Origin of the sequence: Flavobacterium sp. JAS (genome assembly GCF_020991455.1) — a bacterium.
GTDB lineage: Bacteria > Bacteroidota > Bacteroidia > Flavobacteriales > Flavobacteriaceae > Flavobacterium.
Genome location: NZ_JAJMOX010000007.1, coordinates 47,525 through 65,076 on the forward strand (window position 1 = coordinate 47,525; position 17,552 = coordinate 65,076).

13 protein-coding genes are annotated in these 17,552 nt (G+C 36.3%); 7 read left to right on the forward strand and 6 right to left on the reverse strand.

Going from position 1 to position 17,552, the window contains the following annotated elements; translation table 11 throughout:
• Positions 1–26: 26 nt before the first annotated feature.
• The 5 genes from LPB88_RS11570 to LPB88_RS11590 form a co-directional block, all read right to left on the reverse strand.
• Positions 27–446 (reverse strand): organic hydroperoxide resistance protein, encoded by a 420-nt coding sequence (locus tag LPB88_RS11570; RefSeq protein WP_230715638.1) that lies wholly within the window; start codon positions 444–446, stop codon positions 27–29.
• Between the two features lie 75 nt (positions 447–521).
• Entirely contained in the window at positions 522–1,805 is a 1,284-nt protein-coding gene (locus LPB88_RS11575) for an epoxide hydrolase family protein (protein WP_230715640.1), read from the reverse strand.
• A gap of 42 nt (positions 1,806–1,847) precedes the next feature.
• A complete protein-coding gene (locus LPB88_RS11580) occupies positions 1,848–2,807 on the reverse strand; it encodes a nitrilase-related carbon-nitrogen hydrolase (protein ID WP_230715642.1) in 960 nt (319 codons plus the stop codon).
• A 166-nt stretch (positions 2,808–2,973) separates the two neighbouring features.
• On the reverse strand, positions 2,974–3,381 hold the full coding sequence (locus LPB88_RS11585) for a cupin domain-containing protein (RefSeq protein WP_230715643.1): 408 nt from the start codon (positions 3,379–3,381) through the stop codon (positions 2,974–2,976).
• Positions 3,382–3,575: 194 nt separating this feature from the next.
• Positions 3,576–4,877 carry an epoxide hydrolase family protein gene (locus LPB88_RS11590; RefSeq protein WP_230715646.1) on the reverse strand — a complete coding sequence of 434 codons (1,302 nt, stop codon included), beginning with the start codon at positions 4,875–4,877 and terminating at the stop codon, positions 3,576–3,578.
• Between the two features lie 649 nt (positions 4,878–5,526).
• On the opposite strand from LPB88_RS11590, the gene LPB88_RS11595 reads away from it, so the two are divergent.
• From LPB88_RS11595 to LPB88_RS11605, 3 genes are all read left to right on the forward strand, one after another.
• Positions 5,527–6,273, forward strand: a complete 747-nt coding sequence (locus tag LPB88_RS11595) for a hypothetical protein (RefSeq protein ID WP_230715648.1) — start codon at positions 5,527–5,529, stop codon at positions 6,271–6,273.
• A gap of 90 nt (positions 6,274–6,363) precedes the next feature.
• Positions 6,364–6,573, forward strand: a complete 210-nt coding sequence (locus tag LPB88_RS11600) for a DUF2798 domain-containing protein (RefSeq protein ID WP_230715650.1) — start codon at positions 6,364–6,366, stop codon at positions 6,571–6,573.
• A 211-nt stretch (positions 6,574–6,784) separates the two neighbouring features.
• Positions 6,785–8,077, forward strand: a complete 1,293-nt coding sequence (locus tag LPB88_RS11605) for an epoxide hydrolase family protein (protein ID WP_230715652.1) — start codon at positions 6,785–6,787, stop codon at positions 8,075–8,077.
• A gap of 154 nt (positions 8,078–8,231) precedes the next feature.
• On the opposite strand, the gene LPB88_RS11610 is transcribed toward LPB88_RS11605, so the two are convergent.
• Positions 8,232–8,975, reverse strand: coding sequence for an SDR family oxidoreductase (locus tag LPB88_RS11610; protein WP_230715654.1), 744 nt, complete (start codon positions 8,973–8,975; stop codon positions 8,232–8,234).
• A gap of 238 nt (positions 8,976–9,213) precedes the next feature.
• Here LPB88_RS11610 and LPB88_RS11615 point away from each other — a divergent pair, with 238 nt between their 5' ends.
• The 4 genes from LPB88_RS11615 (at position 9,214) to hepC (ending at position 16,786) form a co-directional block, all read left to right on the forward strand.
• A complete protein-coding gene (locus tag LPB88_RS11615) occupies positions 9,214–9,564 on the forward strand; it encodes a helix-turn-helix domain-containing protein (protein ID WP_230715656.1) in 351 nt (116 codons plus the stop codon).
• Between the two features lie 176 nt (positions 9,565–9,740).
• On the forward strand, positions 9,741–10,943 hold the full coding sequence (locus LPB88_RS11620) for a glycoside hydrolase family 88 protein (RefSeq protein ID WP_230715657.1): 1,203 nt from the start codon (positions 9,741–9,743) through the stop codon (positions 10,941–10,943).
• Positions 10,944–11,084: 141 nt separating this feature from the next.
• Complete coding sequence (locus LPB88_RS11625) at positions 11,085–14,672, forward strand: heparin lyase I family protein (protein ID WP_230715660.1); 3,588 nt, start codon at positions 11,085–11,087, stop codon at positions 14,670–14,672.
• Positions 14,673–14,803: 131 nt separating this feature from the next.
• Positions 14,804–16,786 (forward strand): heparin-sulfate lyase HepC, encoded by a 1,983-nt coding sequence (gene hepC / locus LPB88_RS11630; protein WP_230715662.1) that lies wholly within the window; start codon positions 14,804–14,806, stop codon positions 16,784–16,786.
• Positions 16,787–17,552: the final 766 nt, after the last annotated feature.

A 17,552-nucleotide genomic window follows, 5' to 3' on the forward strand; every position in this document is an offset into this window, starting at 1 on the left:
GAACCTTTTAGATGAGCTTTTATTTCTTAGATAAGATTATACTCTGTTTTAACGTTGCCTTTTATAGCTTTAGAATAAGGACATGTCTCTGATGCGCCTTGTATGATAGCTTTGGCAACTTCTGGATCTATACCTGGCAAGCTAATATTTAAACGTGCTTGTAATGAATATCCGTCGTCTCCTGAAACTAAGTCTATTTCTGTACTAACATAAAGATCAGCAGGAACTTTTACATTTAAATTTGCTGCAGCTTTTCCAATCGCTCCAATAAAACAAGCTGACCAGCCTGCTGCAAACAATTGTTCCGGATTAGTTCCCGGACCTGTAGATCCCGGGCTTGAAAGTTTAATATCTAATTTACCATCTGAACTACGAGATTCTCCTGTTCTTCCGCCTGTTGTGTGCGTTACAGCTGTGTAAAGCACTTTTGAATTATTTGTTTCCATTTTGTTGTTGAATTAAATTTATTATTTGTTTTTACTTGATTCTAAATTTTTATTTGTTTTGAATTTGTACTGTTATTATCGAAGAGATTTGAATGCCAAACGAAGTTCTGCTGTAAACAATTCTGGTTGTTCCCATGCTGCAAAGTGTCCACCTCTGTCTACTTCATGAAAATAGATTAGGTTTTTGAACGCTTTTCTTGCCCACGTTTCTGGTGAAGTAAAAACGTCATGAGGAAATACAGTAATTGCTACGGGTATTTTGATCTGATCTGTTTTCATTGAAGCTGAACCAACGATTTCGATGTTTCTGTTTTCCCAGTAAATTCGTGCTGCAGAAGTTGCGCTATTGGTAAGCCAGTACAATGAAATATCATCCAATACCTGATCTTTTGTTGGCGATTGCTTAGGATCTGTACCATACGACCAGTTAGCAAAACCCGGGTGTAAAAGTAACCATGCTGCAAGACCTGCCGGAGAATCATTTAAAGCATAACCAACTGCTTGTGGTTTTGAGGTCATTGTCATTTTATAGGTAAAATCACCTTCCTTAATTGATTTACTAAGATGTGTAAAAGCGGCACGTTCTTTTTCTGAAAATCCTTCTGGTGCTATAGCGCTTGCAAGTGCTTTACCACCTTCTGTTGGTAATGTTGCCGGTAAATTACTATGAATACCAAGTAATCCTGCCGGTGCCTGCAAAGCCATAGAATTGACAATTCCTGCACCCCAGTCACCACCTTGAGCAACATAATGTTTGTATTTTAAACGATCCATTAGCACTACCCAAGCTTTTGCTATGCGATCAATATTCCATCCCGCTTCTGTTGGTTTACCTGAAAAACCAAAACCTGGCAAAGAAGGTATTATTACATCAAAAGCATCTTCGGCTTTTCCGCCATAAGCGACAGGATTAGTAAGTGGTCCTATCACATTCATAAATTCAAATACAGATCCCGGCCATCCATGACTTAGAATAAGAGGCATTGCATTTGCTTCTTTAGAACGAACGTGAATGAAATGAATATCAACACCATCAATTTTAGTCACAAACTGCGGATAAGCATTTAGTTTAGCTTCGGCTTTTCTCCAGTCATAACTAGTTCCCCAATAATTTACTAAGTCTTTCATTTTAGAAAGATTTGCTCCCTGAGACTGATCGGCAACGGTTTCTTTACCTGGCCATTTTGTATCCTGAATGCGTTCTTTAAGATCTTTTAAATCTGCATTGGAAATATTGATACGATAAGGACGAATTGTCTCGTCTGTTTTAATTTTTTCTTGTGCTGTAACTTCACTAAACACAACTGCGAATAGTATTGCTCCTAATGTATAAGCAATGATTTTTACTTTATTTTTCATTTTGTATTTTCTTTTTTTTGATTCTTGTTTGTTCTGCAAAAATTAGTCTTGCAAAACAGTTTGTTCGTGAACATGAGGTTTTGGAGTTCTGTCAATAAGTAAGCTTAGCAATTCAGGACGACTGTAATGACCGCTTGCATCCATAAGTCTTTTACGGGCATCTATTTGTGCAAAGTCTATATCGGCTATTACTTCGCCTTCTCCAGATTTAAGGGCTTCACCAATAATTTGTCCGTCAGGACCTATAATAGCTGTAAAACAACCTCCGCTAATAGGGCCAATTGGTCCGTTGCTATCTTTGGCAATCTGAGCTTGTTGATCTGCATCTAACCATCCGGTCGCTACAACAACAAAACAAGCAGATTCAAGAGCGTGTTGTCGAACGTTAACTTCTGTTTGCTCGCTAAACAATGGTCCAAAGATTGAACCCGGATACATAGCTGAATGTATTTGTTCTCCATCTGCAATTAATGCATATCTAAAAAGCGGATTGTAATGTTCCCAACAAGCAAGCTGACCTATACGACCAACTGCACTATCGACTGCACGCAATCCTGAACCATCGCCTTGTCCCCAAACCATTTTTTCGTGATAAGTTGGTGTTAATTTGCGACGGCGTTGAATTAGTGTTCCATCTGCATCAAAAAGAAGTTGTGTGTTGTAAATTGTTCCTCCATCTCGCTCGTTTACGCCAATCGAAACAACCATATTTGCTTCTTTTGCCGCATTTCCTATTGCATCTGTTGCTGCAGACGGAATCGTAACAGATTCTTCTAATAAACGTTGGTGTTCTTTTGCCATTGCAAACGGAGCTTGCAGAAAAGAGAAATAAGGATAATAAGGCACAATTGTTTCTGGAAATGTGGCAAATTGAACGCCTTTTTTTCCTAATTCTAATATCTTGTTGACTACTTTTTCAACAGTACCTTCACGGCTGTATAAAACGGGGCTGATTTGTACTGCAGCCACTTTTAAAACTCGGTTTGATTCTATATTTTTCATTGTACTTAATTTTTAAACTAATTCATTATCAGTTAATTTCTTCGTCAAAGGTATCTTGGTTACAATCCCTGGACGATCAGAAAATAGCTCAAATGGACAACTTGAATCCTGAAATGGACAGGCTTTCGGGCGAAGTTATTCGCTTAATATTCATTTGTAAAGGGTTTTATTTTTTCAGTACTAAAATTGGTTTCCCTTTTTCAACTACATAGGTAGCCAACTCAGAAGCTTTTGCATTGGTCGTATTTTTTGCTGAGTGAACTGTTCCTGCAGGAATAAACAAAACTTCTCCCGCTTTTAGCGTTACAGTTCCTTCTACTTCTACTTCATATTCTAATGTGCCATCTAATACATAAATGATTTCTTCACCATGATGGTAATGCTTTCCAAAAGCAGTATGCGGTCCAAAATCAATTTTTACCTGAACGGCTTCTCTTCCGGGAATGCTTAAATCATGTTTTTGTAAATCAGTACGCTTTATGTCAGATTGTTGTGCCGAAGCGCTGTTTGGAGCAAAAGCCATAAGAAGTAAAACGACAATTGCTGATAACCCTAAATTTTTATTTGTTTTCATAAATGTTTGTGTTTAAATTGTGTGTTATTATTTTAACACATAGAAACATAGTTCTGCTTAATGTTGAAAAGGCGTTTCACTTTGCGTGAATTCACATAGCTATGTGAAGAAATTATAATTTTCTATTTTACTCTTTCTTAAAAATTAAAATCTATGTTTATATGTGTTTAAAAAGCCACACAAGGATTTTTAAATTATTTTCTTAATGATTTAAAAGCTGCACGAAGTTCTTCTGTAAAAAGCTGTGGTTCTTCCCAAGAGGCAAAGTGACCTCCTTTATTTACTTCGTTGAAATAGATCAGGTTTTTATAGGCTTTTTCAGTCCATGTTTTTGGTGCCTGATAAATCTCTCCGGGAAATACTGTTACAGCAACCGAAATTTTGATTTCATTTGTTTTTTGCTCGACAACATTAAAATTGTTATTGTTGTTCTCCCAATATAAGTTTGCCGAAGAATTGGCTGTATTAGTGAACCAATACAACGATATATCGTCAAGGATTTCGTCTCTGGTAAGTGATTTTTCGGCATTACCACCGCTGTAAGTCCAATCATTGAATTTATCAAGGAAAAATGAAGCCAAACCAACTGGTGAATCTGTAAGTCCGTATCCGATAGTTTGAGGACGGGTTACCATCATTCCGGCATATCCTCCACCTCGAGTATATAATTTATTAAGCGAATTAAAAGCTGCTTTTTCTTTAACTGATAATCCTGCAGGTGCCGGATCTCCGTCTTGTAATGCTTTGGCAATATCTGCTGGCACAGTTGCAGGCATATTCACATGAATACCTAACAATCCCTCAGGAGCCTGACGCGCCATTGCATCTGCAATTACAGAACCCCAGTCACCACCTTGCGAAACATAATGTTTGTATCCTAAACGTTTCATTAATACATCCCAAGCGCTTCCAATTTTTTCTACTCCCCAACCCGTTCCTGTAGGTTTTTCTGAGAAACCATACCCGGGCATTGAAGGAATTACCACATCAAAAGCATCTTCGGCTTTTCCGCCATAAGCAATTGGGTCTGTTAGCGGGCCAATAACTTTTAAAAGTTCAAAGAAAGATCCCGGCCAACCATGCGTAATAATTATAGGTAATGCATTTTTATGTTTGGATTTTACATGGATGAATTGAATATCTAATCCGTCGATGTTCGTTATAAATTGTGGTAAAGCATTTAGCTTGGTTTCTGTTTTATGCCAGTCATAATCCGTTCCCCAATATTTTACAAGACCTTGTATTTGTTCTAATTTCACTCCTTGAGATTGATCTTTTACCGTTTCTTTTTGTGGCCATCTTGTAGCATTTACTCGTTCACGAAGTTCTGTAATTGCTTTTTCTGAAATACTAATGTGATAAGGACGAATCGCTTCTGAATTTATTTTGCTTTTCTCCAAATTCTTTTGTGCAAAACCTGTTGTGGTAAGCAACATAAAAGCACCTACGGCAAAAATATTTGCAATGCTTCGTTTGTTTGTTTGAATTGTTTCCATTGTGTTTTTGATTTTAAATTATTTGTTTATCAGTTAATTTCTTGGTCAAAAGTATCCCGATAACAAGCCTTTTAAAATCAAGAAATATCTCAAACAGGCGAAGTTGATGCCCAAACGGACATTCTCAAACTTGAAAAATCTAACCAGTCAGAATAATGGCAATTTTTCTAAAATTAAATAGATGGAAGCGATGGGACTAACGTACTGCTTATTGTAGATAGAATTCCAGGAATTGAATAAGTATTACAATGTAAAATTACCTCTTAATACTATCATAACCAATATTAAATGATATTCTAACTGCTATTTACAATACTTTACAAATGTATTTTCTTATGATTTTTGCAAATAGATCTTCAAACATTAATAAACTGAATATTAAAACAATAACAGTATTATATTAGAATACCTTTATATTAAAAATTCACTTATCCGCACATTCAGACTCCCCCCTTTAGGATAAAGGCAAATGCTTTTTTGCCCATAATTTGATTCCATTATTATAGTGCTGCAGACCCAAGACATTTCGGGTTTGCAATTGTCAGGTTCACTATCCACTTCGTCTGTTTAACCTATATTTTGAATGTACTGGCTGTACAGTCAAAATACCTTTGTTTCAGAAATTTAAAATAATTTAAAATCAAATACAATGGAAGCAGCTAAACAAAAAGCAAAAAATGATTTATTAGAATTGACAATCAAAGCTCACGGCGGCACAGAGAACTTTAATAAGTTCGAGACTGTCTCAGCAAGACTTATCTGCGATGGAGTGCTTTGGTCAATGGTAGGACATCCGGGATCAGTAGACGATATTTATGTTACCTCTAACACAAATAAACAATTTACTTCACACTCTCCATTTCTAAATGAAGACTGGCATACTGCATTTACGGCAGGACACGTTGCTGTAAAGAATAGTAAAGATGAAGTCCTTGAAGAGCTTTCAAATCCGCGGGACTCTTTTGCGGGATACACTACAGAAACTCCGTGGAGCCGTCTTCAACTTGCTTATTTTACCGGATATGCAATGTGGACCTACTTTAATGCTCCCTTTAATTTTGCAGGTGAAGGTTACAAAGTAGAAGAATTGGAACCGTGGGAAGAAAAAGGGGAAGTATTTAGAAGACTTCAGGTAACCTTTCCGGAAGAAGTAGCTACGCATTCTCCCGTGCAGACTTTTTATATAGACAAAGATGGCCTTATCAAAAGACATGATTATAATGTAGATATTGCCGGAGGTGCTACCGCTGCGCATTATTTATCTGATTATATCGATGTTCAGGGCATTAAAATAGCTACTAAAAGAAATGTATACGTAAGACAGGAAGATAACACTCCATTGTTTCCTGAACCATTATTAGTATCCATTGATCTGAGAGAAATCAGCAGAAAGTAACATTTTATAGTATCAGCAACAAAACTATTAATTCAATTTAAAAGCATCATATCTTATAAATGTGGTGCTTTTAATAACATCTAAATAATTATGAAAAATAAAATTGCATTTGCACTTAGCATGGGTATTATTACAACAGGAATCATTTCTTTCAGTCTGATTGCAATAAACCTTGGTTTTACGGATAACTTTTTGAAGGTCTGGCTTAGATCATGGGGAATGGCTTATATTCTTGTCATACCCGCTATACTACTTATTGGACCGCTTTTACAAAAGCTTATAGACAAAAATATAGCATAAGGCCAATTTATTAGATTTAATAATAAAGACAATTTCTTTTCTTATCCAATAATTTGATTCTGTTTTCTAAGCCCAAAAGTTTCAGATTTTAAATTGTCCAGTTCACTACCCACTTCGCCTGTTTGACCTATTCTCTGATTGTAGCAACTGGATTGTCAAAATACCTTTGTCTCAGAAATTTAAAATCAATATTCTTTTAAAACCAAAAACAATGAAAACAATTAAACAATACAAACAACGCTTTACCGGTATTCTGACAACCGCTTTACTATTATTAATGGTAACAGCTGGTTTGGCGCAGAAAAAACAAGCCGCAAATAATGCTTCTGAGTCTATTCGTCCTTTTGAATATCATGCGACACAAGTTCAGCTTGACGATTTAAAACGTAGAATACAAAACACAAAATGGCCAGACAAAGAACTTGTTACAGATAATACGCAAGGTGTGCCACAAGCGACAATTCAATCACTTGCCAAATATTGGGCAAACGATTATGACTGGCGCAAGATCGAAAACAAAATCAATTCTTATCCTAATTTCATTACTACAATTGATGGAGTTGATATCCATTTTATTCAGGTAAAATCTAAACATAAAAACGCTTTGCCAATCATCATTACTCACGGATGGCCGGGCTCTATTATCGAGCAGCTTAAGATTATTGGTCCGCTTACTGACCCAACAGCTTACGGTGGAAAAGCCGAAGATGCTTTTGATGTTATTATCCCTTCAATTCCCGGATACGGATTTTCAGGCAAACCAACTGAATTAGGCTGGGGTCCTGAGCGCGTTGGAAAAACGTGGGTAACTTTAATGAAACGTCTTGGATATCAAAAATTTGTAGCTCAAGGTGGTGACTGGGGTGCTCTTATTACTGATATGATGGGCGTACAAGCTGCACCAGAACTTATTGCAATCCATACAAATATGGCCGGCGCAGTTCCTCCTTCAATTGATGCTGCTGCTTTTGGTGGTGCTCCTGAACCTACTAACCTTTCAACTGATGAAAAGAAAGCCTATGGACAACTTGCCTTTTTCTACAAACATGGTCTTGCATACGCTCAGGAAATGGGAAATCGTCCTCAAACCTTATATGCGATCGAGGATTCACCTATTGGTTTAGCTTCATGGATATTAGATCATGATGCAAGAAGTCTGGAGTTGATCTCGCGTACCTTTGCCGGAAAAAATGAAGGTCTTACTAAAGATGATATTCTGGACAATATTACGTTGTATTGGTTAACAAATACCGCAGTTTCTTCTTCTCGTTTGTATTGGGAAAACAAACTTGCTTTCTTTGCACCAAAGAATGTAAAAATCCCTGTAGCAGTAAGCGCTTTTCCTGATGAAATATACACAACTCCACATACTTGGGCAGAAAAAGCATATCCAAATCTGGTTTATTTCAATAAATTAGAAAAAGGAGGTCACTTTGCAGCCTGGGAACAACCTGAAACCTTTAGCAAAGAATTAAGAGCTGCTTTCAAATCAGTACGTAAATAAATTCCGAAAGCAATTTTATATTGCATTCAAAAAATAATAGTTGCTCCATTTACTAACTTTATCGGTTAGTAAATGGAGCTTTTTTATGTAATTATCAAAGCTAATTCGACGCAGAAAACACAATCACATTCAACATCTCACTTAAAACTTCGGCTTAAGCCAAAACCATTCCGCCATCCATAATAATATCAGCACCGGTTATAAACACACCAGCTTCACTGCTTATATACGAAACCATTTTAGCGACATCGGCTGCAGTTCCCATTTGTTTTAGTGGAATCCTGTCAACAACAACATCCATAATAGATTTTACAGTTTCTTCGTCTAAACCTACTTTTTTCATTACTTCCGTTTCTGTTGGGCCCGGACTTACCGAATTTACTCTGATTTTTCTTGGAGCCAATTCAAGCGCTGCAATTTTCATTATAGCATTAAGAGCCGTTTTGCTCGAAGAATAAATCGATGAACCTGCCCCACTCATACTTGCCGTATTAGAAGAAAGAAACACAACCGAAGCTCCGTCTTTCAAAATTGGAATAAATTTGCTTAAAGTAAAATACGCTCCTTTAAGGTTTATATTCATAATATCATCATATAAAGCTTCTGTCGCTTGCTCAATAGTTCCTAATCCTGCAATTCCTGCATTGATAAACAGAATATCAATTGGTCCAAAATCTTCTTTGACTTTTAAAGCTAAACGATCAATATCCGAAACACTCGATTGATCTGCAACAATAGCTGTAACACCCAATTCTGAGGCTGCTTTTTCAATTGCTTCTTTTCTTCTTCCTGTAATAACAACTGTAACTCCTTGTTCTTTTAATTGTTTTGCAGTGGCGTAACCAATACCGCTATTTCCGCCTGTTATTACTGCAACTTTATTTTTTAAATTGTCCATTTTCTATGTTTTAAATTAACGGTACAAAGTTAAAACGCAGAACATATTACTTTTTCAGCGGTATCATTGAGTATACCAATTTAAAAAAAGTTAAACCATGTAAGTTGTTGAAGTTCATTTGAGTTGAGTTACTTACTAAACGAATAACTTATATTTTATTATCTGACCTATATGGTGGACAACTCACATCGGAAAAAATTATAAAATGTTTTTATACCTTAGTATAAAATATTTACCAATGGCAAGAAATCAACAAGAAGAAGTTCGTGCACTTCAGGATACTATATATGTTTTAGGTGGTAAATGGAAATTGCCTATTATCAATTCTATCTGTAATGGAAATACCCGATTTAAAGAAATTCAGCAAAGCATTCCGGGAATTACTTCACGAATGCTTTCGAAAGAATTAAAAGATATGGAACTCAACAATCTTGTCAAAAGAACAGAAGACAGAGATGCAATAATACCGATCCTTTATGAATCTACAGATTACTGCAAATCATTTGGACCTATTATCACCGAAATGATTAACTGGGGAATATCTCATCGGGAACATATTAAAAACAAAAAAAACAATACTACAGTATAACTGTCAATTTTCAGCATTATAAGAATTAAAATGACAATATTATACCCTTAAAATATGGTCATTACACAAATTCAAAACATTTATAATAAAAACTGAAAGCCTATTTTCAAACTCCCGTTTAAATTCGCTTTATAAAATATTCAACCAAACCGAATATTCATATAAACGATTAAACGATGAAAAAAACCTTCAACTTATTTCTGGCTCTCACGACCATTACTTTTAGTGCTTTTGCTAAACCTGTTCAGGATGATCCATCTTTGCTTTGGTTTAAAAAAACAACTGAAGTAGTTCAATTTCAATTAAACAAAGCTGCTCAAACTTATAAACCCGGAAAGAATCCGCGCTCAGTAAATCCTGATGGAACTGTAAGACTGGCTGGCTTGACAGATTGGACTACGGGTTTCTTTCCCGGAAGTCTTTGGTATGGCTATGAACTTACCGGAGATAAAACATTGGCCGAAGAAGCCAAAAAATTCACGCTTGCACTAGATTCTATTCGAAATATAAAAAATACGCATGATGTTGGTTTCATGCTATATTGCTCTTACGGAAATGCCTATAGAATTACCAGAGACAAAATTTATTTACCAATATTGGCAGATGGTGCCGCAAATCTTTATGCACGTTTTAGCCCAACTGTTGGAACCATTCGTTCCTGGGATTTCCCTTGGTTGCATTATCCGGTTATTATCGATAATATGATGAATCTGGAGTATTTATATTGGAGTGCACTTGAATTTAATAAACCAGAATACACAAATGCTGCCAGTACACATGCTTTGACTACTATGAAAAACCATTTTAGAAAAGATTATAGTTCGTATCACTTGGTAGATTATGATCCTAAAACGGGTAAAGTATTGCGCAAAGGAACACATCAGGGCGTTACAGACGATTCGGCTTGGGCACGCGGGCAAGCTTGGGGATTATACGGTTATACCATGTGTTATGCCAATACCAAAAATCCAAAGTTTTTACAGCAGGCAGAACATATTGCTTCTTTTATCATGAATCATCCCCGAATGCCAAAAGACAAAGTACCGGTTTGGGATTTTGATGTTCATAATGCTTTAGATACCGCAGAACTGGCTCCAAGAGATGCTTCGGCAGCAGCGGTTATAGCATCGGCTTTATTGGATTTAAGTACTCAGGTAAAAGATGGAAAAAAATATGCTGATTATGCCGAGGAGATATTAAAATCTCTTTCATCAGACGCTTATTTAGCAAAACCGGGTGAGAATAATTATTTCATATTAAAACATAGCGTTGGTGCTTTTTTATACAATTCAGAGATTGATACGCCGCTTGATTATGCCGATTATTACTACCTGGAAGCTTTAAAAAGATATGCCACAATCAAAAAAATTGAAATTTAAAAAACTGTAATCCTATTAAATTAAACATGAACATCAAAATACATTGCTTATAGAAAAACCAAAAACTTTTTTGTGGCTGGTAAATACAATCCACCCATAAAATTGCAAACTTACTAACTAAACCAAAAAACCTCTATAATTATGAAAAAAAGTTTACTTGCTTTGCTCTGTGTATTTGCTTTATTAGAAGCGAAAGCGCAAAATTCCAGTTGGGTATATGACTTTGGCACTGCTCCTGCAACGCCATACACATCCACTAATTATAGTTCCGCTTATTTGCCCGCACCATTGACTGGCGGTGGTAATGCGGCTGTTAGGGCTTCGTCAACCACCGAAGGCCCTATTGAACTGATCTCTTCTAATTTAGCTGGCGGCACCGGAGCCGAACTTAAAATGACCAGTGGTACTACCGTGTCAGGTGCAAAATTTGGCCTGGCTCCTTTTACAGGTACTACTGTTGCAACTTTTCAATGCATGATTAATATCAGCTCCGGAACTAATGGCAAGTTTTTATTGTATTTTGGTAACGGCAGCAATTTTACCAGTGGTAGCGGAATAAGTGTACCACAAACATTTGCCGCCTTACGACTATCCCCTACTTCCACTGCTGTTAGCCTTGATTGGCTCTCATCGGCTACAAGTCCAAACTATACAACAACCGGACTTTCTCAAACAACAATTAATAAAAACCAAGCTTATAAGCTGAAGTTTTTCATGAACAACGGTACCAGCACAACATCATATGTAACTGGAAGCGGCACAACCCCAACAACACATAACCTTCCAGCTGGAACTTTTGATATCTGGATTGACGATGTAAAAGTGCTTAGCAATGCTGATCCGGGAACAGGTTTGCTGCCAGAAGGAACTAGTATTAGCGGAATGAATTTGCTTAACGTGGGAGCTGGATCATCAGCACCTGTAATATATATTGATGACATCAGTTATTCTAATTTTTTAATAGCTTCACCTCCTCCACTCCCTGCAATTGTTACCAATACCATTCTCAATATCAACTACGAAGACGGCACTACCAGTTCGGGCATAACAGGAATAACTGCTACCCATGCATCAGCTGCTGACGCGGCTTATATGATTTCACCAGGTGCTACGGGTAATTACGGCATTGCTCACAAAGTAACTCTGGGCAATCCCGATTATTATTCCGATCAGGCATACCGAAGTGAATCAGACGCTGTTTCTGTGGCACAATACCGTCATTTACCAGGAGACGAACGCCGTTATGAATTCAGTGTACTGTTGAAAGATTGGGAACAATGGAATAGTGCTAATCCTGCTTATGGCGATAATATTTTTCAGTTGAAAATGTCTGATGGACAAGTGATTCCAGTAAGAATTCTTACTAAACGAAATTCAATTGTTACCCGTAACTATACGGAACAAAACGATCTGGTAGCCGATTACAGACCTTATATTAATCAATGGATTCATTTCCGAATTGATGTAAAATGGACTCTGGACAACACTGGATATTTAAAAATATATACAAAACTCCCCGACCAATCGGACTATAACCTGGTACTGGATCGAAATAATTTTGTCACTTTCACCGGAAATGTAGAAAATGGAAATGTGGGCTACCTAAAATGGGGTGTGTACCGAGAAGCAGGAACTGATGCAAACGGAAATGTGATTACCAGCGATAATGTGCTTACCCGTATTGCCTATCATGATGATATAAAGATTTTCGAACTTAATAATAACAGTGCACCAATACAAATCTGGGGTAATACTTTCGTTGGTAATGTTGACTTTACTTCGCCAGTTACCATCGGAAACACTACCAATCCAAACATCGCCACTGATGGAAATACAACACCCAATTTTTATTATGGCAGCAGTGGTGGCCTTAATACCGCAGGCATAATTAGCGGCCGGGTTCTACTAAATGGATGGACTAATAAAATAGCTACATCAGATCCTGCTACTTCTTTTGACCCTAATCAATATTTTGAGTTCAAGCTGCAACCTGCCAGTGGTTATGAAATAGATTTTTCTAACCTTAAATTTACAGCTAGAAAAGGAAATACAACCGATCCAGGCACATATGTTATGAGATCCAGTGTAGATGGTTTTACCAATGATATCACAGCACCTCAAACCTTTACCGGAACAGCAGCCACATTACTTACCTATGACCTGAGCCCTTTATCTAATATAAAAACCCCTATTACATTTCGTTTATACTGGTATGGGTCTAATAGAATCTCTGGAACTCCTTTAATCGGTATCGATGACTTTTCTTTCAACGGCCAGGTTAAACCTACATTCTATCTCCCTGTAAAGTCAGATATTATCAAGAATACTAATGCGGGCGTATCCACTTACGCAGCCCAAACCAATGAATTTGATATAACCGCCTTAAACAGCTGTGGCTCCATTACTTACAATTATTCACTTACTGGAGCAACTACAGCTACCGATAACGGCTCATTAGCAAATAAAATTTTTAATAAAGGAGTTACTATAGTTACCTGGACAGCAACCGATGGATGCAATAGCACAACCTCAACTTTTACAGTTACAGTCAAAGACGAAGAAAAACCTGTTATCACCACACCAATTGATGTTACAGTAAACAATGATCCTGGACAATGCGGTAAAACGCTAACGCTAACCAATCCAATTGTAACTGACAATTGCGGCATGGTAAATATTACAAATGATGCTCCTGCGCTATTTCCTGTAGGTTCTACGATTGTAAACTGGAAAGCGGAGGATCAAAGTGGTAATAGCAGCACGGCTACACAAACTGTTAAAGTCACAGATTCTGAAGCTCCAACAGTTACTTCTACTGCTCAGGTTTCTCTTTGTTATGATGCAAATGGCAATTACAGTATTCCTTTGGCAACAGCCACAGATAACTGCACTATTAAGACTATTGCTTACGAAATTACCGGCACAACAACCAGAAACGGAAACGGACTGGATGCAAGCGGTACCTTTAATGTAGGCGTTTCGACAATTACATGGATTATTACAGACAATGCCGGAAATACCAAAACAAGTACAACTACGGTTACAATAAACAATGCCATTACTGCAAGCATTGCTGATGTTTATGCTGTAAATCCTGGAGGAAAAGCTAATACTATTTATTTGGGCTATGGCCCTTCATCACTAACACTGACTTCTTTGCCTGTAAACGGTATAGCACCTTACACTTATTCATGGAGCAATGGAGCTACAACACAAAGCGCCACCGTAAATCCATCAACAACTGGAGCACATAATTATACGGTAACAATTACAGATGCACTGGGATGCTATATTACAATAGAAAAACAAATAACAGTAATTGATGTTCGCTGTGCTACAGACAAAATAACAATATGCCATACATCCAATAAAAGCCTTTGTATTGCTACTAATGATGTTGCAAACCATTTGGCACACGGTTGCTATCTGGGTTCTTGCGAAAGTACAGACAACTTAAATAGTACTGAATTTGAAAAACTAGCTAATGATTTCGCAATAATTGTTGCTCCAAACCCAACAAAAACTGTATTTCAATTAAACATAACCGGAGGCGATACTACACAAACTATTCATATTACCGTATTTGATATTTTGGGAAGAAAAATTAGTACCACAAAATCAGATTACGGACAAACGATCACATTAGGCAGCAACTTACTTCCGGGAATATATCTTGCTGAAGTAACTCTGGGTTACAATAAGAGAACAGTAAAACTTATAAAACAATAATCAAACTTGGTTCCCTTAACAACCAAATAAAAAAATAAGAAGCTATTTTTGATATGAAAAATCAATTTTAATAGCTTCTTATTTCATTTTTTAAATTAACAACTAACAGCATTTATTTTAATTAAAACCCAATGAAAAATTTTAAAAAAACAACAGCTCTGTTTTTGATGCTAATGACAGTCTGTTTTGCTGAGGCTCAGGAAGCCCCGGTAAAAAAAGAAAGCTTTGACGCTATTAATCTTGAATATCCAGGCTTAGAAAAAGTCAATACTCTTTTTAAAACTGCACAGTATGAGGCTGCAGCCAAAGAATTACTGAATTATTATCGCAACCGAAAAAACATCAAAAATGCTGAATTTAATCTAGGAGACGAAGCGAGATTTAAAGGAAAAGATATTGGAAAAGCCAATCTTGAAAAAGCAGACAATGCTTTACTGCATAAACTTCAACCACACAAAGGATATGGCTTTTTTGATTATGGACAAGACATTAACTGGGATTATTGGCCCGTAAAAGACAATGAAGTTCGCTGGCAATTGCACCGCGTAACCTGGTGGCAGCCCATGGGAATGGCTTATCGCAGCACAGGTGATGAAAAATATGCTAAGGAATGGATTTTACAATTTCGCGATTGGAATAAGAAGAATTACTTAGGACGTTCTAAAGAAAATGATGGAATAGCCTGGAGACCTCTGGAAGTATCTGATCGCATCCAAAGTCTTGTTGGAACATTCAATCTATTTGTAGTTTCTCCTAATTTCACTCCAGCTTTTTTAATGGAATTTTTGGAAAGTTATAACAAACAAGCTGACTATGTTCCTAAAAACTATACTAAAGATGGTAATCATTTATTGTTTGAAGCACAACGTGTTTTAGGCGCAGGAGCCTCTTTTCCGGAACTTAAACAAGCTGAGCAATGGCGTAAAAACGGTATCGAAGTATTGAATCGTGAAATCAAACTACAAGTTCTTGCAGATGGTGTTCAATGGGAACTCTCTCCTATTTATCAAGTTGCCACTATCGATATCTTTATGAAAGCTTATAACTCAGCAAAAATGGCAGGTATAGAAAAAGAGTTTCCTGATAGTTATAGCAAAACGATTGAAAAAATGATTTCGGCTATAGCCAATATATCTTTCCCGGATTACAGCACTCCTATGTTTGGCGATGCATGGGTATTTGATAAAGGCGGCAGAATGAAACAATATTTAAGCTGGTCAAAAATCTTTCCTGATAACAATTCAATTAAATATTTTGCTACTGAAGGTAAAGAAGGTTCACTGCCAAATTATACTTCGCACGATTTGCCAAATGGTGGTTTCTATATTTTTAGAAATGGTTGGAACGAAAAATCAACGGCAATGATTATGAAAGCCGGACCTCCTGCCGAATTTCATGCGCAACCGGACAATGGAACTTTTGAGCTTTGGATAAAAGGACGCAATTTTACACCAGATACAGGTTGTTATATCTACAGTGGTGATGCCGAAGTTACTAAGATGAGAAATTGGTTTCGCCAGACCAGAGTTCACAGTACTTTGACATTAGACAATCAAAATATGGTCATTACCAAAGCTGAACAAAACAAATGGAAAACCAGTAAAAAACTTGATTTATTAACCTATACAAATCCAAGTTATACAGATTTAGACCATCAAAGAAGCGTACTTTTTATAGATCAAAAGTACTTTGTAATCATTGATAAAGCCATTGGTAAAGCTACCGGAAACCTTGGTGTTCACTTTCAATTAAAAGAAGACAGCAAGCCTGTTTATGATAAAACCAACACTAAAGTTTATACGACTTATGAAGATGGCAATAACCTTTTGATACAATCTTTAAATACTGATAAAGTAACCCTAAATGAAGAAGAAGGAAAAGTATCGTACATTTATGCTAAAGAAATTACCCGCCCGGCCTTTGCTTTCGAAAAACCTAAAAACGACAATACAACTCAGCAATTCATAACAGTATTATATCCGTTTAACGGAAATAAAGTACCGGAAATAAGCATTAAGCCAAATAAAGACAATGATTATGAGAAAGGAAATATTAGCTTAAACATTACCATAGACGGCAGAAAGAGCGAAATTAAAACAAGCTTGAAAGATTAATTAAATATATAAGATTATCAATTGCAAACCCGACAGGTTTTTAAAAACCTGTCGGGTTTATCGTTGTTAAAAGCATTCGCAATCAGAACACAATCTTGTCTTTGTCGAGTTATGCATGTGATCTCTCCTCCGTTGAGATGACAAAATTGCGTTTATTTAATCTTGAACATTCTTCATTATCTAGAGATTTTACATAGCAATCTTCAAATCTTCTATAAATCTGTTTTCACAACAGACGTTAAAACTAATTTCCCAAAATACTTTTATCAGTTTTATCTGAGAAATCAAAAAGAAACAATACTTGATTCAACATAATTACACTAAAATTTACATCGTTTTCGTTAATAATATGCTCACTTTAATTTAACAATTATACTACACAAATTATTTCAAAAATATTCAGTAAAAACGGTACTTTCTACATAATAATAAAACCGGTAAAACAGCACAAAACCTTGATTATACGCGTATTTTCAAGGGTTTTAAAAGCCTAATTAATCAAAATCAATAGTAATTTGGACATTTTCAAAACTGTCATATATAGTCGATTTCTATATTTGTTTTTATTAAATCAAAAAAAACATGACCAATCCAAAGAAAATGAACCAACCAGAACAGAATCTATTTTTATTTACCAGGCGAAAAATTCCCCAGCCCCTTTCTCAAGTTAATTAATTGTTATAATTTTCTCCACGTACAATAATTGAGTGATTGATATAATGGAACTCATAAGTGACATTAAAATCATTTTTATTTCAAAAGTACT

Coding starts and splice junctions, on each gene's coding strand:
- LPB88_RS11595 (WP_230715648.1), top strand. CDS start 5,527: ATGGAAGCAGCTAAACAAAAAGCAAAAAATGATTTATTAGAATTGACA.
- LPB88_RS11570 (WP_230715638.1), bottom strand. CDS start 446: ATGGAAACAAATAATTCAAAAGTGCTTTACACAGCTGTAACGCACACA.
- LPB88_RS11605 (WP_230715652.1), top strand. CDS start 6,785: ATGAAAACAATTAAACAATACAAACAACGCTTTACCGGTATTCTGACA.
- LPB88_RS11575 (WP_230715640.1), bottom strand. CDS start 1,805: ATGAAAAATAAAGTAAAAATCATTGCTTATACATTAGGAGCAATACTA.
- LPB88_RS11615 (WP_230715656.1), top strand. CDS start 9,214: ATGGCAAGAAATCAACAAGAAGAAGTTCGTGCACTTCAGGATACTATA.
- LPB88_RS11585 (WP_230715643.1), bottom strand. CDS start 3,381: ATGAAAACAAATAAAAATTTAGGGTTATCAGCAATTGTCGTTTTACTT.
- LPB88_RS11600 (WP_230715650.1), top strand. CDS start 6,364: ATGAAAAATAAAATTGCATTTGCACTTAGCATGGGTATTATTACAACA.
- LPB88_RS11590 (WP_230715646.1), bottom strand. CDS start 4,877: ATGGAAACAATTCAAACAAACAAACGAAGCATTGCAAATATTTTTGCC.
- hepC (WP_230715662.1), top strand. CDS start 14,804: ATGAAAAATTTTAAAAAAACAACAGCTCTGTTTTTGATGCTAATGACA.
- LPB88_RS11610 (WP_230715654.1), bottom strand. CDS start 8,975: ATGGACAATTTAAAAAATAAAGTTGCAGTAATAACAGGCGGAAATAGC.
- LPB88_RS11620 (WP_230715657.1), top strand. CDS start 9,741: ATGAAAAAAACCTTCAACTTATTTCTGGCTCTCACGACCATTACTTTT.
- LPB88_RS11625 (WP_230715660.1), top strand. CDS start 11,085: ATGAAAAAAAGTTTACTTGCTTTGCTCTGTGTATTTGCTTTATTAGAA.
- LPB88_RS11580 (WP_230715642.1), bottom strand. CDS start 2,807: ATGAAAAATATAGAATCAAACCGAGTTTTAAAAGTGGCTGCAGTACAA.